Origin of the sequence: Streptomyces sp. NPDC056486 (assembly GCF_042795295.1) — a bacterium.
Classification (GTDB): domain Bacteria; phylum Actinomycetota; class Actinomycetes; order Streptomycetales; family Streptomycetaceae; genus Streptomyces.
The window spans coordinates 1-17,235 of the sequence record NZ_JBHTSF010000177.1 but is presented as its reverse complement, the minus strand read 5'-3'; the positions used below and the strand labels follow the sequence as shown (position 1 = coordinate 17,235).

The window sequence follows — 17,235 nt, the reverse complement described above, 5'->3', positions numbered from 1 at the left end:
GGGCACACCCGGTGGGCCACCCACGGCGGGCCCACCGACGGCAACGCCCACCCGCACCTCGACAACTCGGGGCGGGTCGCCGTCGTCCACAACGGCATCATCGAGAACCTGTATCCGGCCCTCTCGCCTACTTCGGCTCGACCGGCTTCAGGCACATGCTGTACTGCACCCGGCCGCGCCGGGTCTGCTCATAGCGGGACTCGCCCGGCTCGCACTCGGTTTCGTGCTTGCTCGTCACCTTGTACTCCGCGGTCGTGCCGGAGCAGTCGACGACCTCCATGTCCGGGCTGCCGCCGGATCCCTTGTTCTGCACGCAGTCGCCGACCTCGGCGGCCGTGGGCGCCTTGGCGGCCTCGCTGCCGGGGCCCGTGGTGTTGCCGCGGCTTGAGTACCACCAGACGCCCGCGACGACACCGGCGATGAGCAGGACCACCACCTTCATCAGGGGTGACTGCCGGTTGAACGAGCCGCCACCGCCACCGCCGCGCGGGCGCTGGGGCTGGGGCTGGGGCTGTTGAGGCGGCTGGGGCTGATACGGCTGCTGACCGTAGGGCTGCTGGGGCTGCTGGGGCTGATAAGGCTGCTGCCCCTGGTACGGCTGTTGCCCATAGGGCTGCTGGCCTTGCGGCTGCTGACCGTACGGCTGCTGAGGCTGCTGATAGCCGCCCTGAGGCGGCGGTGGCATGGACAAGGTAAGTCCCCCGACTTTCCATACATGTTCACGTCAATGCTGAGCGGCAGACCCTACAAGATCGCCTCCCCCTTGACGGAACGCACCCTCTTGCACCACCCTTTCACTACTCAATTAGTGAAAGGGTGGTGCAAGGGCATGGTCGAGTTCCGTATCGATCGGCGCAGCGGCGTCGCCACCTACCTCCAGATCGTCCAGCAGACCCAACAGGCCCTGCGCCTCGGCCTGCTGGAGCCGGGCGACAAGCTGCCCACGGCCCGTGAGGTCGTCGAGGCGACGGCCATCAACCCGAACACGGTCCTGAAGGCCTACCGCGAGCTGGAACGCGAGGGCCTTGTCGAGGCCCGCCGAGGGCTCGGCACCTTCGTGCGGAAGTCGCTGGGCTCCACGCCCACCGACTCCCCGCTGCGCGGCGAGCTGAGCCAGTGGGCCGCCCGTGCCCGCGCCTCCGGTCTGGAGAGGGACGACGTCGCGGCGCTGTTCAGCGCCGTACTCGAAGAGCAGTTCACCGAGTCAGAGCACGCAGAGCACACAGCCAAGGGGGACCACGCATGACCGACACCGCCATCGAGGCGGCCGCGCTTGCCATGAGTTTCGGGCGGCGGGGCCATGCCCTGCGCGACTGCTCCTTCCGGCTGCCCGCCGGACGGATCTGCGCGGTAGTGGGACCCAACGGCGCGGGCAAGTCGACGCTGCTCGCCCTCGCGGCCGGGCTCCTGAGGCCCACCGACGGCAAGCTCTCCGTGCTCGGCACCGACCCGGCCACCGCGCGTGAGCACGTCGCGTACGTCGCCCAGGACAAGCCGCTCTACCCGCAGCTCAGCATCGCCGACACGCTGCGGCTCGGCGCCGAGCTGAACCACGGGCGCTGGGACGCCGCCCTCGCCGAACGTGTCGTACGCGAAGGGGACTTGGACCCGAAGCTGCGCGTACGCACGCTCTCCGGCGGGCAGCGCACCCGCGTCGCGCTCGCCCTCGCGCTCGGCAAGCGGGCCGAACTCCTGCTCCTGGACGAGCCGATGGCCGACCTCGACCCGCTCGCCCGCCATCAGCTGATGGGGACGCTGATGGCCGAGGCAACCGAGCACGGCACCACCGTGGTGATGTCCTCGCACATCGTCGGTGAACTGGCCGACTCCTGCGACCACTTGCTGCTCGTGTCCGGCGGCCGGGTCCGGCTCGGCGGCGGCATCGACGACATCGTCGGCGCGCACGCCCTGGTCACCGGGCGCCGGCCCGTCGAGGACCTCGCCCCGCACACCGTCGTCGAATCCCGCGCCACCGGGCGCGGCCTGACCGCGCTGATCCGGCCCGAAGGCCCGCTCGGCGACGGCTGGGACGTCGAAGAGCCCTCCCTGGAGGAACTGTTGCTGGCCCATCTGCGCTCACCCGAGGCCCCCGCACTCCTGACGCCGAGCACGACCCCCACCGAGCGCGAGGTGACGGTATGAGTTCCCCTCTCCTTCGCGGTCCGCGCTGGGCCGACGTCCGGATACACCGCGCCGCGCTGCGGACAGGGCTCGGCCTCGTCGTGCTCGCGGCCCTGCTGACCGGCTACTTCCGTTGGGCGGCGGCGACTTACCCCGCGACGAGCGACGGATGCGGCACCAGCACAGGACCCTGCGAGAACACGTTCCTCGGCTTCGCCAGCGCACGGGATCTGCTGTACCAGTTCCTGCAGAGCTACTCCCTGGGGATGCTCCTCATCCCCGTCCTGATCGGCGCCTTCGTCGCGGGTCCGGTCATCGCCCGCGAGATGGAGTCGGGTACCCACAAGCTCGCCTGGACGCAGTCGGTGTCGCCCGCGCGCTGGCTGATGTCGAAGCTGACGGTGTTCGCCGTGACGAGCGTGGCCGGCGGGCTCGCGCTGATGGCGGTCTTCTGGCTCGGCCGGTCCGGTGTCGAGAGCATGTGGAACCTGAGTTGGGCCGACCGCGGCGTCTACGAGTCCATCGGCCCGGTCTTCGTCGCGTACTGCCTCTTCGCCGTCATGGTCGGCACGCTCGTCGGCCTGCTGGTGCGCCGCACCCTGGTGGCCCTTGCCGTCAGCGGCCTTGTCACCGGCGTCGTGCTGCTGATCATGGGAAGCGTGCGATGGCATCTGTTCCCGGTGACCATGGTCTCCGGGCCCGCATCGGGCACGAGCACGAGCTACACGATGCATGAAACCCCCATGGACTCCATCATCGTGGACATGGGGGTCCACAACGCCGCCGGTGACACCAAGGTCACCGGCTGGTACGCCGACATCCACCCCCATTCCCATTTCTGGTACGTCCAGTTCATCGAGACCGGCATCGTCCTCGCCCTCACCGCCGCAGCCGCATACGCCGCGTTCCGCGTGCTCAGGCGCCGTACGGCCTGAAGCCCGGGCCCGGAAAGAACAGTCCCCCGGACGTGTAGACGTCCGGGGGACTCCGGTACATGTCCCGCACGTCATGTCGCCGTAACCAGTGATTCAGACTGGCTTGCGACCCTCACTCAATGCAGCCCGCCGTGCCCGACCCTCCCCCCAAGAACGGGAAGCTCTTCCTCACCCCGGCACTCTCCGACGCGCCTATCGGTGTCCCCGCGCGGAAGAATGGGGCCATGAGCCAGCCCAGCACGCAAGGTCAGGTCCAGCACGCCCAGCCCTCCGTAGGCTCCATCGCCGCTCACCGCCCGCACACGCTGTCGGCCGCGGTGTCCGACCTCGACCCCGACATCGACGCGGATCTCGACGCGTACGACGAGGACGGCCAGGTGGGGCACGACGGCCAGGAGCTTCCGCAGGGCCGGTTCCTCGACCGGGAGCGCAGCTGGCTGGCCTTCAACGAGCGCGTTCTGGAGCTCGCCGAGGACCCGAACACCCCGCTCCTCGAACGGGCTAATTTCCTGGCGATCTTCGCCTCGAACCTGGACGAGTTCTTCATGGTCCGGGTGGCAGGCCTCAAGCGGCGCATCGCGACCGGCGTCGCCACCCGTTCGGCCTCAGGTCTGCAGCCCCGTGAGGTCCTTGAGCTGATCTGGAACCGCTCCCGCGAGCTCATGGCACGGCACGCCGCCTGCTACCAGGAGGACGTCGCCCCCGGCCTCGCCGACGAGGGCATCCACCTGGTCCGCTGGACCGAGCTGACCGAGAAGGAGCAGTCCCGCCTCTTCACGCTCTTCCGGCAGCAGATCTTCCCCGTCCTGACGCCCCTCGCGGTCGACCCGGCGCACCCCTTCCCGTACATCTCGGGCCTCTCGCTCAACCTCGCCGTGGTCGTGCGCAACCCGGTCTCAGGACACACACACTTTGCTCGCGTGAAGGTCCCGCCTCTCCTCTCCCGCTTCCTTGAGGCCTCCCCCCAGCGGTACGTCCCCATCGAGGACGTCATAGCCGCTCCCGCGCATCTCGCGGAGCTGTTCCCCGGCATGGAGATCCAGGAGCACCACATGTTCCGGCTCACCCGGAACGAGGACCTGGAGGTCGAGGAGGACGACGCCGAGAACCTCCTCCAGGCCCTGGAGAAGGAGCTCATGCGGCGCCGCTTCGGTCCGCCCGTCCGCCTTGAGGTCGAGGAGTCCATCGACCGGAACGTCCTCGACCTCCTGGTGCGCGAGCTGAAGATCAGCGAGGCCGAGGTCTATCCGCTGCCGGGCCCGCTCGACCTGACCGGGCTCTTCGGCATCGCGGCCCTCGACCGGCCCGAGCTGAAATACCCCAAGTTCATCGCGGGCACGCACCGCGACCTCGCCGAGGTGGAGTCGGCATCCGCCCCCGATATCTTCGCCGCCCTTCGCGAACGCGACGTACTCCTGCATCACCCGTACGACTCGTTCTCCACGTCCGTGCAGGCGTTCCTGGAGCAGGCGGCCGCCGATCCGGACGTCCTCGCGATCAAGCAGACGCTGTACCGGACATCGGGCGACTCCCCGATAGTCGACGCGCTGATCGACGCCGCCGAGTCGGGCAAGCAGGTGCTCGTCCTGGTCGAGATCAAGGCGCGCTTCGACGAGCAGGCGAACATCAAGTGGGCGCGGAAGCTGGAGGAGGCGGGCTGCCATGTCGTCTACGGCCTGGTCGGCCTGAAGACGCACTGCAAGCTGTCGCTCGTCGTCCGCCAGGAAGGCGAGACGCTGGTCCGCTACTCGCACGTGGGTACGGGCAACTACCACCCCAAGACGGCCAGGCTCTACGAGGACCTGGGGCTGCTCACCGCCAAGCAGGAGGTGGGCGCCGACCTGTCCGACCTCTTCAACCGGCTCTCGGGATACTCGCGCCGCGAGACCTACCGCCGTCTCCTCGTCGCCCCCAAGTCCCTGCGCGACGGGCTCATTTCACGTATCGACAAGGAAATCCAGCACCACCGCGCGGGCCGCCCTGCCTACGTACGCATCAAGGTCAACTCGATGGTCGACGAGGCCGTGGTGGACTCCCTCTACCGCGCCTCGCAGGCGGGTGTGCCGGTGGACGTGTGGGTGCGCGGGATCTGCGCGGTGCGGCCGGGTGTCGCGGGGCTCTCGGAGACGATCCGGGTCCGTTCCGTGCTCGGCCGCTTCCTCGAGCACTCCCGCGTCTTCGCCTTCGGCAACGCGGGCGAGCCCGAGGTGTGGATCGGCAGCGCCGACATGATGCACCGCAACCTCGACCGGCGCATCGAGGCGCTTGTCAGGGTCACCGACCCGGCACACCGGGCGACGCTGAACCGGCTCCTGGAGACCGGCATGTCGGACACCACCGCCTCCTGGCACCTGGGCGCGGACGGCAACTGGACCCGGCACGCGCTTGATCCGGAGGGCCAGCCCCTGCGGAACGTACAGGAGACGCTCATTGACGCGCGGAGGCGCCGGCGTGGCACAGCTAAACCATGAGACGACGACAGGCGATGTCCTGTCGGCCTATCTGCAGGGCCAGGCCACGGAGTTCCTGCGCTCGCTGCGGCTGCACCGCGAGTCGACGACGGACGCACAGGGCGCGGAGGCGTCCCTGGAGGCGGCCCGCGCCCTGCGCCGCGCGGCCCGCCGCATAGGCGGCACCCTGCACACGTTCCGCCCGCTCCTGGACACGGAGTGGGCGGCCGGGCTGCGCCCCGAACTGGCGTGGCTCTCCGGCACACTGGCCCACGAACACGCGTACGCGGCCCGCTTGGAACGCCTGCTGGACGCGCTACACCGCTTGTCGGGCACACCGACGGTCCCGGCACCCACGGATCGCGTCGATGTCGCCGCTGCGGGCTCCGCCCCCGCTGGCGCTCCCACTGTGGGCAGGCGTTCCGCACGGCGGAACGGGTGGGCACAGCCCCCGACGCCGGGTGCGGGTGAACAGGGCCCCGCCCCAAGAGGCCTGACGGTAGGCGCAGCAAAGGCAGCAGCGTTGCTAGAACGCCAGCTGACCCTCGCCCGCACGCGGGCCCACTCCGCCGCCCTCCAAGCCTTCGGCTCATCCCGCTTCCACGCAGTGGCGGACAACGTGGCCGTACTGGCCAGCGAGGTCCCGCTGACCACCGCGGCAGACGACCTGAAGCCGCTCGCAGCGAAGGCGGAGACCGACCTCGCAGAGGCGATCGCCGCACTCCCCCTGGGCCAGGCGGGCCACCCGTACAACGCGGAAGCGCTGACGCACGGCCTCGCCGCCGAAGCCGACGCCGCGCCCGAGGCGCAGGACGCCCCCTGGCTGCGGACCCGCGCCCTCCTGCGCCTGCACAGGTACGCCCAGGAGGTCCTCACCGGAAGGCCCGGCGACGACCTCCGCCTCGCGGACGCGGGCCACGCCCTGGACCGCCACCGCGAGGCCGCGGACGCCGCGTCGGCAGCGGCATCGGCCGCCCGCACCCCCCGCATCGCCCCGGCGACGGCGTACGCACTCGGCGTCCTGCACGCCGACCAGCGTCATGAGGTGGAAGCGGCCCGTTTCGCGTTCCACCAGGCCTGGCTCCGCGAGACGGAAACGGTGAGCACCCCATGACGTACAACATGACGCGCGGCGAAGGCGAGATCGTACGGGCCGCGGGCTGCGTCCTGTGGCGCCGTTCCCCGTACGACGGCGAGCTGGAGATCTGCCTCGTGCACCGGCCGAAGTACGACGACTGGTCGCACCCCAAGGGCAAGCTGAAGCGGGCCGAGACTCCCCTCGACGGCGCCCTGCGCGAGGTAGAGGAGGAAACAGGCCACCGCTGCACCCCCGGCGCCCGCCTCCCCACGGTCCGCTATATCGCCCAGGGCCGCCCCAAAGAGGTCAGTTACTGGGCGGCGGAGGTGGCCGACGGCCGCTTCGCACCGAACAACGAGGTCGACCGCATCCTCTGGCTCTCGCCGACGGCGGCCCGCAACCGCCTCACGCAACGCCGTGACCAGCAACTTGTCGACGCCCTTCTCGGCGTCCTCAACCCGGCGTAAATGATCCGCTACGTTCCGCAGCACATTGCCTAACCAGGCCGACCGCCGAGGTTCACCCTCCGTTCACTCATGCCCTTTGGTCACTTCACCTGCCCTGCCTAATTTCAGCCTTACAACACAACGTAAGACCGCAGAACGCAGAACGACCGCAGCACCGCAGGACCGCAGGACCGCAGGACCGCACGACGAAGACCTCGCACGCCGCCAGCAAAGGGCCGGCGGCTCCCGGAAGGAAGACCCGAAAGTGAAGCTTCAGCGCAAGAACCGGCTCCGCGCCCTCTCCCTCGGCGCCATCGCCGTCTCCGGCGCCCTGGCCCTCACGGCGTGCGGCTCCGACGACACGAGCGGCGGCAGCGGGGGCACCGGCGAGAAGACGAACGCCAACGCCAACATCAAGTGTGATGACGCCAAGGGTCAGCTCGCGGCCTCCGGTTCGTCCGCGCAGAAGAACGCGATCGACGCCTGGCGGAAGGTCTACTCGACCACCTGCAAGGACGTTCAGCTGAACTACAACCCGACGGGTTCGGGTGCGGGCATCACCGCGTTCATGCAGGGCCAGACCGCCTTCGCGGGCTCCGACTCGGCGCTGAAGCCCGAGGAGATCGCGGCGTCGAAGAAGGTCTGCAAGAACAGCCAGGCCATCGACCTGCCGATGGTCGGCGGCCCGATCGCCGTCGGCTACAACGTGCCCGGCGTGGACAACCTCGTCCTGGACGCCGAGACCCTCGCCAAGATCTTCGACGACAAGATCAAGACGTGGGACGACAAGGCGATCGAGAAGCTGAACCCCGACGCCAAGCTGCCCGGCACCAAGATCCAGGCGTTCCACCGCTCGGACGAGTCCGGCACCACGGACAACTTCACCAAGTACCTCAAGGGCGCGGCCCCGTCCGCCTGGGCGCACGAGCCCGGCAAGTCCTGGGAGGCCAAGGGCGGCCAGTCCGCCAACGGCTCCTCCGGTGTCGCGGGCCAGGTCAAGCAGACCGAGGGCGCCATCTCGTACTTCGAGCTCTCCTACGCCGCCGACGGCATCAACACGGTCGACCTGAAGACGGACGCCAAGGAGCCGGTGAAGGCCACCGTCGACAACGCCTCCAAGGCGATCTCCGAGGCCAAGGTCGTCGGCAAGGGCAACGACCTCGCCCTTGAGCTGAACTACAAGCCCACCGCCGAGGGCGCCTACCCGATCACCCTGGTGACGTACGAGGTCCTCTGCGAGAAGGGCAACAAGGCCGAGTCCCTGGCCGCGACCAAGTCCTTCCTGACCTACATCGCCAGCGAGGACGGCCAGAACGTCCTCAAGGAGAACGACTACGCGCCGATCCCGGCCGAGATCATCTCCAAGGTCCGCAAGACCGTCGCGGGCCTGAGCTAGCTGAACCGAGTGCGGCCGGCCCCGTGAGTCAGGGCCGGCCGCACCGTCCGGTGCACCGCCGCCAGGAGCAACGCCCGCTGAAGAAGCGGTGATCGGCTCCGCAGACCGGAGAATCCTATGGATATACCAAGCAGTACGACCGCACCCCCACCCCCTCGTCGCGACGACGTACAGCCGTCGGGCATCACGCCCAAGCGTCCGCGCCGCAGCGCGACCCGCCCCGGAGACCGGATCTTCCTCGGTCTCTCGCGCGGCTCCGGTATCGCACTGCTCGTGATCATGGCCGCCATCGCGGCCTTCCTGACCTACCGCGCGACCCTCGCCCTCTCGGACAACACGGGCAACTTCCTCACCACCTTCGAGTGGGACCCGGCCGGTGGCACCACCGGCGGCAAGCCGTACTTCGGCATCGCGGTCCTGGTCTTCGGCACCGTGGTGAGCTCGGTGATCGCCCTCGTGATCGCCGTCCCCGTGGCCATCGGCATCGCGCTGTTCATCTCGCACTACGCGCCGCGCAAGCTGGCGACCCCCATCGCCTTCGTGATCGACCTCCTGGCCGCCGTGCCGTCGATCGTCTACGGCCTCTGGGGCGCCCTCGTGGTCGCACCCAACCTGACCGGCCTCTACAGCTGGCTCGACGACTACTTCGGCTGGACCGGCGTCTTCGAGTACCAGGGCGGCGCCCCGCGCTCCCTGATGACGGTGGGCATCCTGCTCGCCATCATGATCCTGCCGATCATCACGAACGTCAGCCGCGAGGTCTTCCTCCAGGTCCCGAAGATGCACGAGGAGGCCGCGCTCGCGCTCGGCGCCACGCGCTGGGAGACCATCCGCATCTCGGTGCTCCCCTTCGCACGCTCCGGCGTCATCTCCGCCTCGATGCTGGGCCTCGGCCGCGCGCTCGGCGAGACCATCGCCGTCGCCACCGTGCTCTCCCCGACCTTCCTCATCAGCGCGTCCGTGCTCGACCCCGGCGGCGGCACCTTCGCGCAGAACATCGCGAGCAAGTTCAACGAGGCCACCGAGTACGGCCGTGACGCGCTCATCGCGTCCGGCCTGGTCCTCTTCATCATCACGCTGCTGGTCAACGGCGCGGCCCGCATGATCATCGCGCGCCGCAAGGAGTACTCGGGGGCCAACGCATGAGCGCCACCATCGTCAAGCCCACGAGCCTTCAGGGCGCGCGCCTGCCGCGCTGGACCCCGGCCGTCGTCGCGCTCGGCTCCGCCGCCGTCGGCATCGGCATCGGTGTGGGCGCGGGCCTGGACAGCCGCATCCAGTGGGGCCTCATCGCGGCCATCCTCTTCATCGTCGTCTCGTACGCCGCCGCGGTCGCCGTCGAAGGCGGGCGCCAGGCCAAGGACCGCCTCGCCACCTCGATGGTGTGGGTCATGTTCCTCCTGGCCGTCGTCCCGCTGGCCTCGCTCATCTACGAGACCGTTCAGCGCGGCTCGAACGTCTTCAACGGCTACTTCCTGACCCACTCCATGGGCGTGGTCGCGGACGACGAGCCCGGCGGCGGGATCTACCACGCGATCATCGGCAGCCTGGAGCAGGTGCTCCTGGCCTCCGTCATCGCCGTGCCGATCGGCCTACTCACCGCGATCTACCTCGTCGAGTACGGGCGCGGGAAGCTCGCCAAGGTCGTCACGTTCTTCGTGGACGTCATGACCGGCATCCCGTCGATCGTCGCGGGCCTGTTCGTCCTCAGCTTCTGGATCCTGATCCTGGGCTTCGACTTCTCCGGCTGGGCCGGCGCCATGGCGCTCGCCATCCTGATGATGCCGGTGATCGTGCGCTCCACCGAGGAGATGCTCAAGCTCGTACCGAACGAGCTGCGGGAGGCGTCACTCGCCCTCGGCATCCCGAAGTGGCGGACCATCCTGAAGGTGGTCCTGCCCACCGCGATCGGCGGCATCACGACCGGCGTCATGCTCGCGGTCGCCCGTATCGCGGGCGAGACCGCACCGGTCCTGCTCCTGGTCTGGGTCAATCCCATGATCAACACGAACCCGTTCGAGGGCTCGCAGGCCTCGCTGCCGCTGTACATCTACCAGCAGTACGCGGCGGGCAACCAGGCAGGTTACGACCGCGCCTGGGCGGCGGCCCTCGCCCTCATCGGCTTCATCATGATCCTCAACCTGGCGGCCCGCGGCGTAGCCCGCTGGAAGGCCCCCAAGACGGGCCGCTGAGGCGGCCACTCAGCGACCCTCTCGTATCCCCCTTAAGGCAGTGATCCCCATGGCCAAGCGAATCGACGTATCGGGCCTGACCGCTTACTACAGCGCCCACAAGGCCATCGAGGACATCTCGATGACCGTGGAGCCCCGCTCCGTGACGGCCTTCATCGGCCCCTCCGGCTGCGGCAAGTCCACCTTCTTGCGCACCCTCAACCGCATGCACGAGGTCACCACGGGTGGCCGCGTCGAGGGCAAGGTGCTCCTGGACGACGAGGACCTCTACGGTCCCGGCGTCGACCCGGTCGCCGTGCGCCGCACGATCGGCATGGTGTTCCAGCGCCCCAACCCGTTCCCGACGATGTCGATCTTCGACAACGTGGCGGCGGGCCTGCGGCTCAACGGCTCGTACAAGAAGAGCGAGCTGAACGCCATCGTCGAGAAGTCCCTCAAGGGCGCCAACCTCTGGAACGAGGTCAAGGACCGCCTGAACAAGCCGGGATCCGGCCTCTCCGGCGGCCAGCAGCAGCGCCTGTGCATCGCGCGGGCGATCGCGGTCGAGCCCCAGGTCCTGCTCATGGACGAGCCCTGCTCGGCCCTCGACCCGATCTCCACGCTCGCGATCGAGGACCTGATCGGCGAGCTGAAGGAGCGCTTCACGATCGTCATCGTGACGCACAACATGCAGCAGGCGGCGCGCGTCTCGGACCGTACGGCCTTCTTCAACCTCTCGGCGGTCGGCCAGCCCGGCAAGCTCGTCGAGATCGACGACACTGAGCGGATCTTCTCCAACCCGTCCGTGCAGGCGACCGAGGACTACATCTCGGGCCGTTTCGGCTGAGCCGTATCCCGGCTGTCCCCGACTCCTTGCGGTGCTGCATGGCGGTGCCACCGCAGGGGCAACAAAGAAAGGCCCGCCCCTGGCTCCCGGGGGCGGGCCTTTCCGTTGTGCTTTTACCGCCGGCTACTCGCTAGAGGAACGCTAGATTCACGATCCAGCTGCATTCTCCCGGGGGATAACCCCCGGACCCCCAGCCGAGACAGACGCCGCGGGTGCCGTCACCTCAGCATCACAGGAACGCGAGATTCACGATCCAGAAACTGACGGCAGCGACGATCGCAGCGGCCGGCATCGTGATGAACCAGCCGAGAATGATGTTCTTGGCAACGCCCCAGCGCACCGCGTTCACCCGCTTCGTGGCGCCCACGCCCATGATCGCGGAAGTGATCACGTGCGTGGTGGAGATCGGCGCGTGGAACATGAACGCGGTGGTGAACATGATGCCCGCGCCGGTGGTCTCCGCGGCGAATCCCTGCGGCGGGTCCAGCTCGATGATCTTGCGGCCGAGCGTACGCATGATGCGCCAGCCGCCCGCGTAGGTACCGAGCGAGAGCATCAGCGCACAGGAGATCTTGACCCAGATCGGAATCGGCGCGTCAGCACTCTGCACATCGGAGATGACCAGGGCCATCACCACGATGCCCATCGTCTTCTGCGCGTCCTGCAGGCCGTGTCCGAGCGCCATACCGGCCGCGGACACCGTCTGCGCGATACGGAATCCGCGCTTGGCCTTGTGCGGGTTGGACTTCCGGAACATCCACATGATCGCGCACATCACCAGATAACCGGCGATCAGGCCGACGACGGGCGAAAGGAACATCGGAATCACGACCTTGTCGAGGACTCCGGACCAGATCACCCCGATTCCACCGGCGAGCGCGGCTCCGACCATTCCACCGAAAAGTGCGTGGGAGGAGGAGGAAGGCAGCCCGAAGTACCAGGTGACGAGGTTCCAGACAATGGCGCCCACCAGGGCGGCAAAGAGGATCCACATTCCCTTGTTGCCTTCGGGCGTCTCGATCAGACCCTTACTGACCGTCTTGGCGACCCCGCTGCCCATGAAGGCGCCCGCGAGGTTCATGACGGCGGCCATCGCGAGTGCCGCGCGGGGCGTCAGCGCACGGGTGGAGACAGAAGTGGCGATGGCGTTCGCAGAGTCGTGAAAGCCATTCGTGTACGTAAATCCGAGCGCGACGCCAATGGTCACGATCAAAGCAAAGGTGTCCATGGAGAGGCCTCAGGACTCCTTGACCGCGATGGTCTCCACCGTGTTGGCGACGTGCTCGAACGCGTCGGCCGCCTCTTCAAGCACGTCGACGATCTGCTTGAGCTTCAGTACCTCCATGGCGTCGTACTTGCCGTTGAAGAGCTGAGCGAGAAGCTTGCGGTGAATCTGGTCGGCCTGGTTCTCCAGACGGTTGACCTCGATCCAGAACTCGGTGAGGTTGTCCATCGTCCGCAGATTCGGCATGGCCTCGGCCGTGAGCTCGGCGGCTCGCGACAGGACCTCGATCTGCTGCTCGACTCCCTTGGGGAGTTCCTCGACCTGGTAAAGAACGACCAGGTCGACGGCCTCCTCCATGAAGTCCATGATGTCGTCCAGGCACGACGCCAGGTTGTAGATGTCCTCGCGGTCGAAAGGCGTGATGAAGGAGGAGTTCAGCTGGTGGAAGATCGCGTGTGTCGCGTCATCTCCAGCGTGCTCCGCTGCCCGCATACGCTCTGCGATCTCGACTCGGGCGGAGGCGTCAGCCCCGAGCAGTTCCATCAGGAGCTTCGAGCCCGTGACAATGTTGTCCGCAGAAGCGGCGAACATGTCGTAGAAGCTCGTCTCCCTGGGGGTCAGACGAAAGCGCACGTGGGGTCCTCGGGGTGCTTTGGATTCGGTCAGGCTGATGCTAGGCGCATCATCCGGCCACGGCTAACCGGCCAGACCCCAGTGTCGCCCATCAGGAACAGTGATCAGCACGCCCCCCGAGCAATCGAGTATCCTATACCCACTAGGGGTATAGGAAGCCAGTTGAGCCAGTGGCTTTTCTATGACTGCCCAGCAGAGTGACTGTCCAAGCAGGAGGACGCGATGACGACCACTGATGCGGCCGGTGTGGCCATGAACACCGAGGCGCCCTCCGAGACCGGCGGCCACGACCAGGGCGTCCATGGCTACCACAAGCAGAAGGACGAGCACCTCAAACGGCTGCGGCGTATCGAGGGGCAGGTCAGGGGCCTGCAGCGGATGGTCGAGGAAGACGTCTACTGCATCGACATACTCACCCAGGTCTCGGCGGGCACGAAGGCTCTGCAGTCCTTCGCCCTCCAGCTCCTCGAGGAGCACCTGCGTCACTGCGTGGCGGACGCGGCGGTCAAGGGCGGCGACGAGATCGACGCGAAGGTCGAGGAAGCGACGAAGGCGATCGCGCGCATGATGCGCACCTGAGCTTCGCGTTTCCGCATGGTGCGCACCTGAACTCGAAGCGAGTCTCGAAGTGAGTGAAGGGACGCGGCAGGGCCCGGGCCGCTTCCCCGCCCCGGTGGACCGGGGTTCGTTCCGGAACTAGTCCCGGTTATTGCCCAGCTGCCCCACATCGGTGGAGACTTTCAGGACCTCGTCAATGCGGTCGGCGCTCAGCCGATCCTCACCGGCGGCGGACGCCGCGATGATGAGTTCACCGCACAGCTCGATCTCGGCAAGGGCAACGTGGTCCTGAACAGTCGTACCGCGCACCAGAGCCACGTTCATCACCTCTTCCTGACCTTGCTTCCTGCCGGTACCGACTTCCTAGAGTAGGGAGCGGCCTACGCACCGCGCATGGCACGGACGGACCATTTCCGCCACCGAGCGCGACTAGCCGGGTCCCCCGAACCGCCGGCCCTACTTCTCGGCGATCCTCACTTCTCGGCGATCTTCCCCGCGAAGATGTCCTCGCTCGCGGGCAGCCGCACGTCCACCCGTACCCCGAAGTCGAAGAGCAGCGTGGTCGACGCCACCTCTGCGTTCGCGACACTGAACTGCTGCCGCAGCTTCCGCAACCGCCCCTGCTCGTCGAGGTACGCGTCGAACGGCACCCGGCCCTTGCTGAACCCTTTCGCCGCCGCCCGCAGGGCCGACCGCTGCCCCTGGGAAGCGGACTTCGCGGCGCTCGGCAGGTCCGCGATCCCGCGGTAGTGCCGCACCTTCACGCCCGCCACCGCCGTCTCCCCGACGTACGCCGCCTTATGCACGCCCCGCAGCAGTTCCGCCGCGGCAAGCGGATCGGTGGCCCCGCCCGTGACCAGGTTGCCGTCCGAGAGCGTCGCCGTGTCGATCCGTACCCACTTGTCCGCGGGCACCCCGGCGCCGCGGTTCTTCATGTAGAGCGCGCCGCTCGCCATCAGCTCCGTGATGGGACGGTGCTCGTCGTCCCCGGCGGGATCCTTCGGAAGGATCACCACGAACCGCCCCACCTGCCGCCTGAAGTCGTACGAGCCCTGCCCACGGATGGTCACGCGAGTACCGCCGCTTGCCATCTCCATGGACGTACGCGCCTCGGAAGTCCCCGCGCGGACAAGGGCGTCGGCGGATTCCCGCACCACGTCGACGGCGTCCTCGGAGGCCCGCCCGTCGTCGGCCGCGGCACCGCCCCCCGAACACCCCGTGGCGACGGCCATGAGACTCACCGCCGCGGCCGTGAGGACCGCCCCGCCTGTGCGTCTGTGCTGCTGACCCATCGCCGACTACCCCCAAGCCTTCCCGCGAGGTCTGTAGCCCCCTGTCGTTCCGTGTAACGACCGGTACGTTGACCCGTCACGCGCAGGGGCGTTCACCCGGCGTGGGTACGGTGGAGACGTGGCCGACGAGCAACAGGACGAACCCCACCGCACGACGACGGTCGAACAGGGCCGCTTCTGTGCGGCCCGGTGCAGCTGTGGCTGGCGTGGCCCGGCCCGCAGAGCGCGCAGCAAGGCCAGGACGGACGCGGAGTCCCACCTGTCGGACGGGTAGTCGGTCGGGCGGATAGGCGGACGGGTAGGCGGTAGGCGTCGGTCGCAGGTCGCCGGTCGCAGGTCGCCGCGCACAACTCCCCTTGCCACCCACAGGAACCCATGAGCCCCGTACGCCGTCTCGTACTCCATGGGAAGCAACGGGAGGCGGGTCATGGAACGGCGTACGTTCATCAGCACCACGGCGGCGGCGACGGCGGCCTTCGCGGCAGCGGGCTGCAGCAGCTCCGGCGGGGGCAGCGGCGCCGGAGGCGGCGGTGACGCCACCTCCCGCAGCGCGGGCGCCTCGCGCTCCGGCACTCCCCTGCGCACATCGAGCGCCGCCGCGTCCGCAGCGGCGAACCTCACCGCCCTCGCCAAGGACCTGGACGGCACCCTGGTCAAGCCGGGCGAGGCACAGTGGGCGGCAGCCCGCCAGCTCTACAACACGCGCTACGACAGCCTGAAGCCGACGGCGGTCGCGTACGTGGCGAACCCGGACGACATCCGCACGACTCTGACCTACGCCCGCGCGCACGACGTCCCGGTCTCCATACGCAACGGCGGCCACTCCTACGGGGGTTGGTCGTCCGGCACGGGCCGCCTGATAGTCGACGTATCAAAGCTGAACAAAACGCGCGCCAGCGGATCGACCGCCACGGTCGGCGCGGGCGCGAAGCTGATCGACGTGTACCGCGCGCTTGCCGCGAAGGGCGTGACGATCCCGGCGGGCTCCTGCCCGACGGTCGGCGTCTCGGGCCTGACGCTGGGCGGCGGCCACGGAGTGGTGTCACGGGCGTACGGCCTGACCTGCGACAGCCTCACCTCGGCAACGCTCATCACGGCGGACGGCAAGCAGCTGACGGCGAGCAAGACCGAGAACAAGGACCTGTTCTGGGCGCTGCGGGGCGCGGGGAACGGGAACTTCGGCGTGGTGACGGAGCTGACCTTCCGCACGCACGCGGCTCCCCAGGGTGTCTCGGCCTACATGACGTGGCCCTGGTCGAAGGCGGCGGCGGTCATCAAGGCGTGGCAGGAGTGGGGCCCCGACCAGCCGGACGAAATCTGGTCGTCGGCGCACATCGCCAACACACCGGGCGGCACGCCCACGGTCTCGGTCGCGTGCTTCTCCCTCGGCACGTACGGCGAACTCCAGAACGCGGTGGACCGCCTGGCCGACAAGATCGGCGCCCCGGCCCGCAGCGTCTCGCTGAAGCGGCGCTCGTACGAGGAGTCGATGGAGGTCTACGCGGGCTGCTCGTCCTTCTCGTCGGACGCCCAGTGCCACCTGCCGGGCGCGACGCCGGGCCGGAGCACGCAGGGTGCGCTGAACCGCGAGACGTACGCGGCGAGTTCAGACTTCTTCGACCGCTCGCTCTCGGCGGCTGGCATCCGCACGCTCCTGTCCCAGGTGGAGAACGTGACGGGCGCGAGCGGGGGCAGCATCGCGCTGACCGCTCTCGGCGGCGCGATCAACCGGGTCGACCCGACGGCCACGGCCTTCGTCCACCGCCGCTCGCGGATGCTTGCGCAGTACATCGCGTCCTGGCGCCCGGGCACCTCCGGCAAGCCGGCCCAGGCCTGGCTCAAAACCGCCCACGGGGCGATGGCCCGATACGCGTCCGGCGCGGCGTACCAGAACTACGCGGACCCGACGCTGAGCAACTGGCGCGAGGCCTATTACGGTTCGGCGGCGGGCCGCCTGAAGAAGCTCAAGAAGCAGTACGACCCGAACCGGTTCTTCGACTTCGCTCAGGCGTTGTGAGGAGCTGGAAATCCAGCCCGTCCGGCGTTTGAGGACATCTTGTCGGGGGTCCAGGGGGCGGAGCCC

Annotated in this window: 18 protein-coding genes; 13 read left to right on the top strand and 5 right to left on the bottom strand. The window is 68.5% G+C overall.

Going from position 1 to position 17,235, the window contains the following annotated elements; translation table 11 throughout:
• Positions 1-127: 127 nt before the first annotated feature.
• Positions 128-685, bottom strand: coding sequence for a hypothetical protein (locus tag ACFQ7F_RS39415; RefSeq protein ID WP_383282060.1), 558 nt, complete (start codon positions 683-685; stop codon positions 128-130).
• 144 nt (positions 686-829) lie between these two features.
• On the opposite strand from ACFQ7F_RS39415, the gene ACFQ7F_RS39410 reads away from it, so the two are divergent.
• From ACFQ7F_RS39410 to pstB, 10 genes are all read left to right on the top strand, one after another.
• Complete coding sequence (locus ACFQ7F_RS39410) at positions 830-1,246, top strand: GntR family transcriptional regulator (protein WP_383282057.1); 417 nt, start codon at positions 830-832, stop codon at positions 1,244-1,246.
• Positions 1,243-2,142, top strand: coding sequence for an ABC transporter ATP-binding protein (locus ACFQ7F_RS39405; RefSeq protein ID WP_383282055.1), 900 nt, complete (start codon positions 1,243-1,245; stop codon positions 2,140-2,142). Before ACFQ7F_RS39410 ends, ACFQ7F_RS39405 begins: the two co-directional genes overlap by 4 nt.
• On the top strand, positions 2,139-3,056 hold the full coding sequence (locus ACFQ7F_RS39400; RefSeq protein ID WP_383282052.1) for an ABC transporter permease: 918 nt from the start codon (positions 2,139-2,141) through the stop codon (positions 3,054-3,056). Before ACFQ7F_RS39405 ends, ACFQ7F_RS39400 begins: the two co-directional genes overlap by 4 nt.
• A gap of 224 nt (positions 3,057-3,280) precedes the next feature.
• A complete protein-coding gene (locus ACFQ7F_RS39395; RefSeq protein ID WP_383282049.1) occupies positions 3,281-5,527 on the top strand; it encodes an RNA degradosome polyphosphate kinase in 2,247 nt (748 codons plus the stop codon).
• Positions 5,508-6,620 (top strand): CHAD domain-containing protein, encoded by a 1,113-nt coding sequence (locus ACFQ7F_RS39390; RefSeq protein ID WP_383282046.1) that lies wholly within the window; start codon positions 5,508-5,510, stop codon positions 6,618-6,620. The genes ACFQ7F_RS39395 and ACFQ7F_RS39390 overlap by 20 nt, the downstream gene beginning before the upstream one ends.
• Positions 6,617-7,051 (top strand): NUDIX hydrolase, encoded by a 435-nt coding sequence (locus ACFQ7F_RS39385; RefSeq protein WP_383282043.1) that lies wholly within the window; start codon positions 6,617-6,619, stop codon positions 7,049-7,051. The genes ACFQ7F_RS39390 and ACFQ7F_RS39385 overlap by 4 nt, the downstream gene beginning before the upstream one ends.
• 244 nt (positions 7,052-7,295) lie before the next feature.
• Positions 7,296-8,426 carry a phosphate ABC transporter substrate-binding protein PstS gene (gene pstS / locus ACFQ7F_RS39380; protein WP_383282040.1) on the top strand — a complete coding sequence of 377 codons (1,131 nt, stop codon included), beginning with the start codon at positions 7,296-7,298 and terminating at the stop codon, positions 8,424-8,426.
• A 117-nt stretch (positions 8,427-8,543) separates the two neighbouring features.
• On the top strand, positions 8,544-9,572 hold the full coding sequence (pstC, locus tag ACFQ7F_RS39375) for a phosphate ABC transporter permease subunit PstC (protein ID WP_383282038.1): 1,029 nt from the start codon (positions 8,544-8,546) through the stop codon (positions 9,570-9,572).
• Positions 9,569-10,618, top strand: a complete 1,050-nt coding sequence (gene pstA / locus ACFQ7F_RS39370; RefSeq protein ID WP_383282035.1) for a phosphate ABC transporter permease PstA — start codon at positions 9,569-9,571, stop codon at positions 10,616-10,618. The genes pstC and pstA overlap by 4 nt, the downstream gene beginning before the upstream one ends.
• A gap of 49 nt (positions 10,619-10,667) precedes the next feature.
• Positions 10,668-11,444 carry a phosphate ABC transporter ATP-binding protein PstB gene (gene pstB, locus ACFQ7F_RS39365; RefSeq protein ID WP_383282032.1) on the top strand — a complete coding sequence of 259 codons (777 nt, stop codon included), beginning with the start codon at positions 10,668-10,670 and terminating at the stop codon, positions 11,442-11,444.
• Between the two features lie 229 nt (positions 11,445-11,673).
• Here the strand turns inward: pstB and ACFQ7F_RS39360 are convergent, their stop codons facing one another.
• Together ACFQ7F_RS39360 and ACFQ7F_RS39355 are read right to left on the bottom strand one after the other, a co-directional pair.
• The gene (locus ACFQ7F_RS39360; RefSeq protein ID WP_383282029.1) at positions 11,674-12,672 is read right to left on the bottom strand and encodes an anion permease; all 999 of its coding nucleotides are present in this window, start codon (positions 12,670-12,672) and stop codon (positions 11,674-11,676) included.
• 9 nt (positions 12,673-12,681) lie between these two features.
• Positions 12,682-13,302: a DUF47 domain-containing protein gene (locus ACFQ7F_RS39355; RefSeq protein ID WP_383282026.1), complete on the bottom strand. Its 621-nt coding sequence runs from the start codon at positions 13,300-13,302 to the stop codon at positions 12,682-12,684.
• Positions 13,303-13,524: 222 nt separating this feature from the next.
• Between ACFQ7F_RS39355 and ACFQ7F_RS39350 the strand changes: the two genes are divergently transcribed.
• A complete protein-coding gene (locus ACFQ7F_RS39350) occupies positions 13,525-13,881 on the top strand; it encodes a metal-sensitive transcriptional regulator (RefSeq protein ID WP_383282023.1) in 357 nt (118 codons plus the stop codon).
• Positions 13,882-13,998: 117 nt separating this feature from the next.
• Here the strand turns inward: ACFQ7F_RS39350 and ACFQ7F_RS39345 are convergent, their stop codons facing one another.
• Together ACFQ7F_RS39345 and ACFQ7F_RS39340 are read right to left on the bottom strand one after the other, a co-directional pair.
• Positions 13,999-14,184: a hypothetical protein gene (locus ACFQ7F_RS39345; protein ID WP_383282020.1), complete on the bottom strand. Its 186-nt coding sequence runs from the start codon at positions 14,182-14,184 to the stop codon at positions 13,999-14,001.
• A 149-nt stretch (positions 14,185-14,333) separates the two neighbouring features.
• Positions 14,334-15,152, bottom strand: coding sequence for a hypothetical protein (locus ACFQ7F_RS39340; RefSeq protein WP_383282018.1), 819 nt, complete (start codon positions 15,150-15,152; stop codon positions 14,334-14,336).
• 118 nt (positions 15,153-15,270) lie between these two features.
• On the opposite strand from ACFQ7F_RS39340, the gene ACFQ7F_RS39335 reads away from it, so the two are divergent.
• Positions 15,271-15,426: a hypothetical protein gene (locus tag ACFQ7F_RS39335; protein ID WP_383282015.1), complete on the top strand. Its 156-nt coding sequence runs from the start codon at positions 15,271-15,273 to the stop codon at positions 15,424-15,426.
• Between the two features lie 153 nt (positions 15,427-15,579).
• Entirely contained in the window at positions 15,580-17,169 is a 1,590-nt protein-coding gene (locus tag ACFQ7F_RS39330; RefSeq protein WP_383282013.1) for an FAD-binding oxidoreductase, read from the top strand.
• Positions 17,170-17,235 lie beyond the last annotated feature (66 nt).

Bases quoted from the DNA above. Each gene is read 5' to 3' on its own strand.
- ACFQ7F_RS39415 (WP_383282060.1), bottom strand. From the start codon at position 685: ATGCCACCGCCGCCTCAGGGCGGCTATCAGCAGCCTCAGCAGCCGTAC.
- ACFQ7F_RS39410 (WP_383282057.1), top strand. From the start codon at position 830: ATGGTCGAGTTCCGTATCGATCGGCGCAGCGGCGTCGCCACCTACCTC.
- ACFQ7F_RS39405 (WP_383282055.1), top strand. From the start codon at position 1,243: ATGACCGACACCGCCATCGAGGCGGCCGCGCTTGCCATGAGTTTCGGG.
- ACFQ7F_RS39400 (WP_383282052.1), top strand. From the start codon at position 2,139: ATGAGTTCCCCTCTCCTTCGCGGTCCGCGCTGGGCCGACGTCCGGATA.
- ACFQ7F_RS39395 (WP_383282049.1), top strand. From the start codon at position 3,281: ATGAGCCAGCCCAGCACGCAAGGTCAGGTCCAGCACGCCCAGCCCTCC.
- ACFQ7F_RS39385 (WP_383282043.1), top strand. From the start codon at position 6,617: ATGACGTACAACATGACGCGCGGCGAAGGCGAGATCGTACGGGCCGCG.
- pstC (WP_383282038.1), top strand. From the start codon at position 8,544: ATGGATATACCAAGCAGTACGACCGCACCCCCACCCCCTCGTCGCGAC.
- pstA (WP_383282035.1), top strand. From the start codon at position 9,569: ATGAGCGCCACCATCGTCAAGCCCACGAGCCTTCAGGGCGCGCGCCTG.
- pstB (WP_383282032.1), top strand. From the start codon at position 10,668: ATGGCCAAGCGAATCGACGTATCGGGCCTGACCGCTTACTACAGCGCC.
- ACFQ7F_RS39360 (WP_383282029.1), bottom strand. From the start codon at position 12,672: ATGGACACCTTTGCTTTGATCGTGACCATTGGCGTCGCGCTCGGATTT.
- ACFQ7F_RS39350 (WP_383282023.1), top strand. From the start codon at position 13,525: ATGACGACCACTGATGCGGCCGGTGTGGCCATGAACACCGAGGCGCCC.
- ACFQ7F_RS39345 (WP_383282020.1), bottom strand. From the start codon at position 14,184: ATGAACGTGGCTCTGGTGCGCGGTACGACTGTTCAGGACCACGTTGCC.
- ACFQ7F_RS39340 (WP_383282018.1), bottom strand. From the start codon at position 15,152: ATGGGTCAGCAGCACAGACGCACAGGCGGGGCGGTCCTCACGGCCGCG.
- ACFQ7F_RS39330 (WP_383282013.1), top strand. From the start codon at position 15,580: ATGGAACGGCGTACGTTCATCAGCACCACGGCGGCGGCGACGGCGGCC.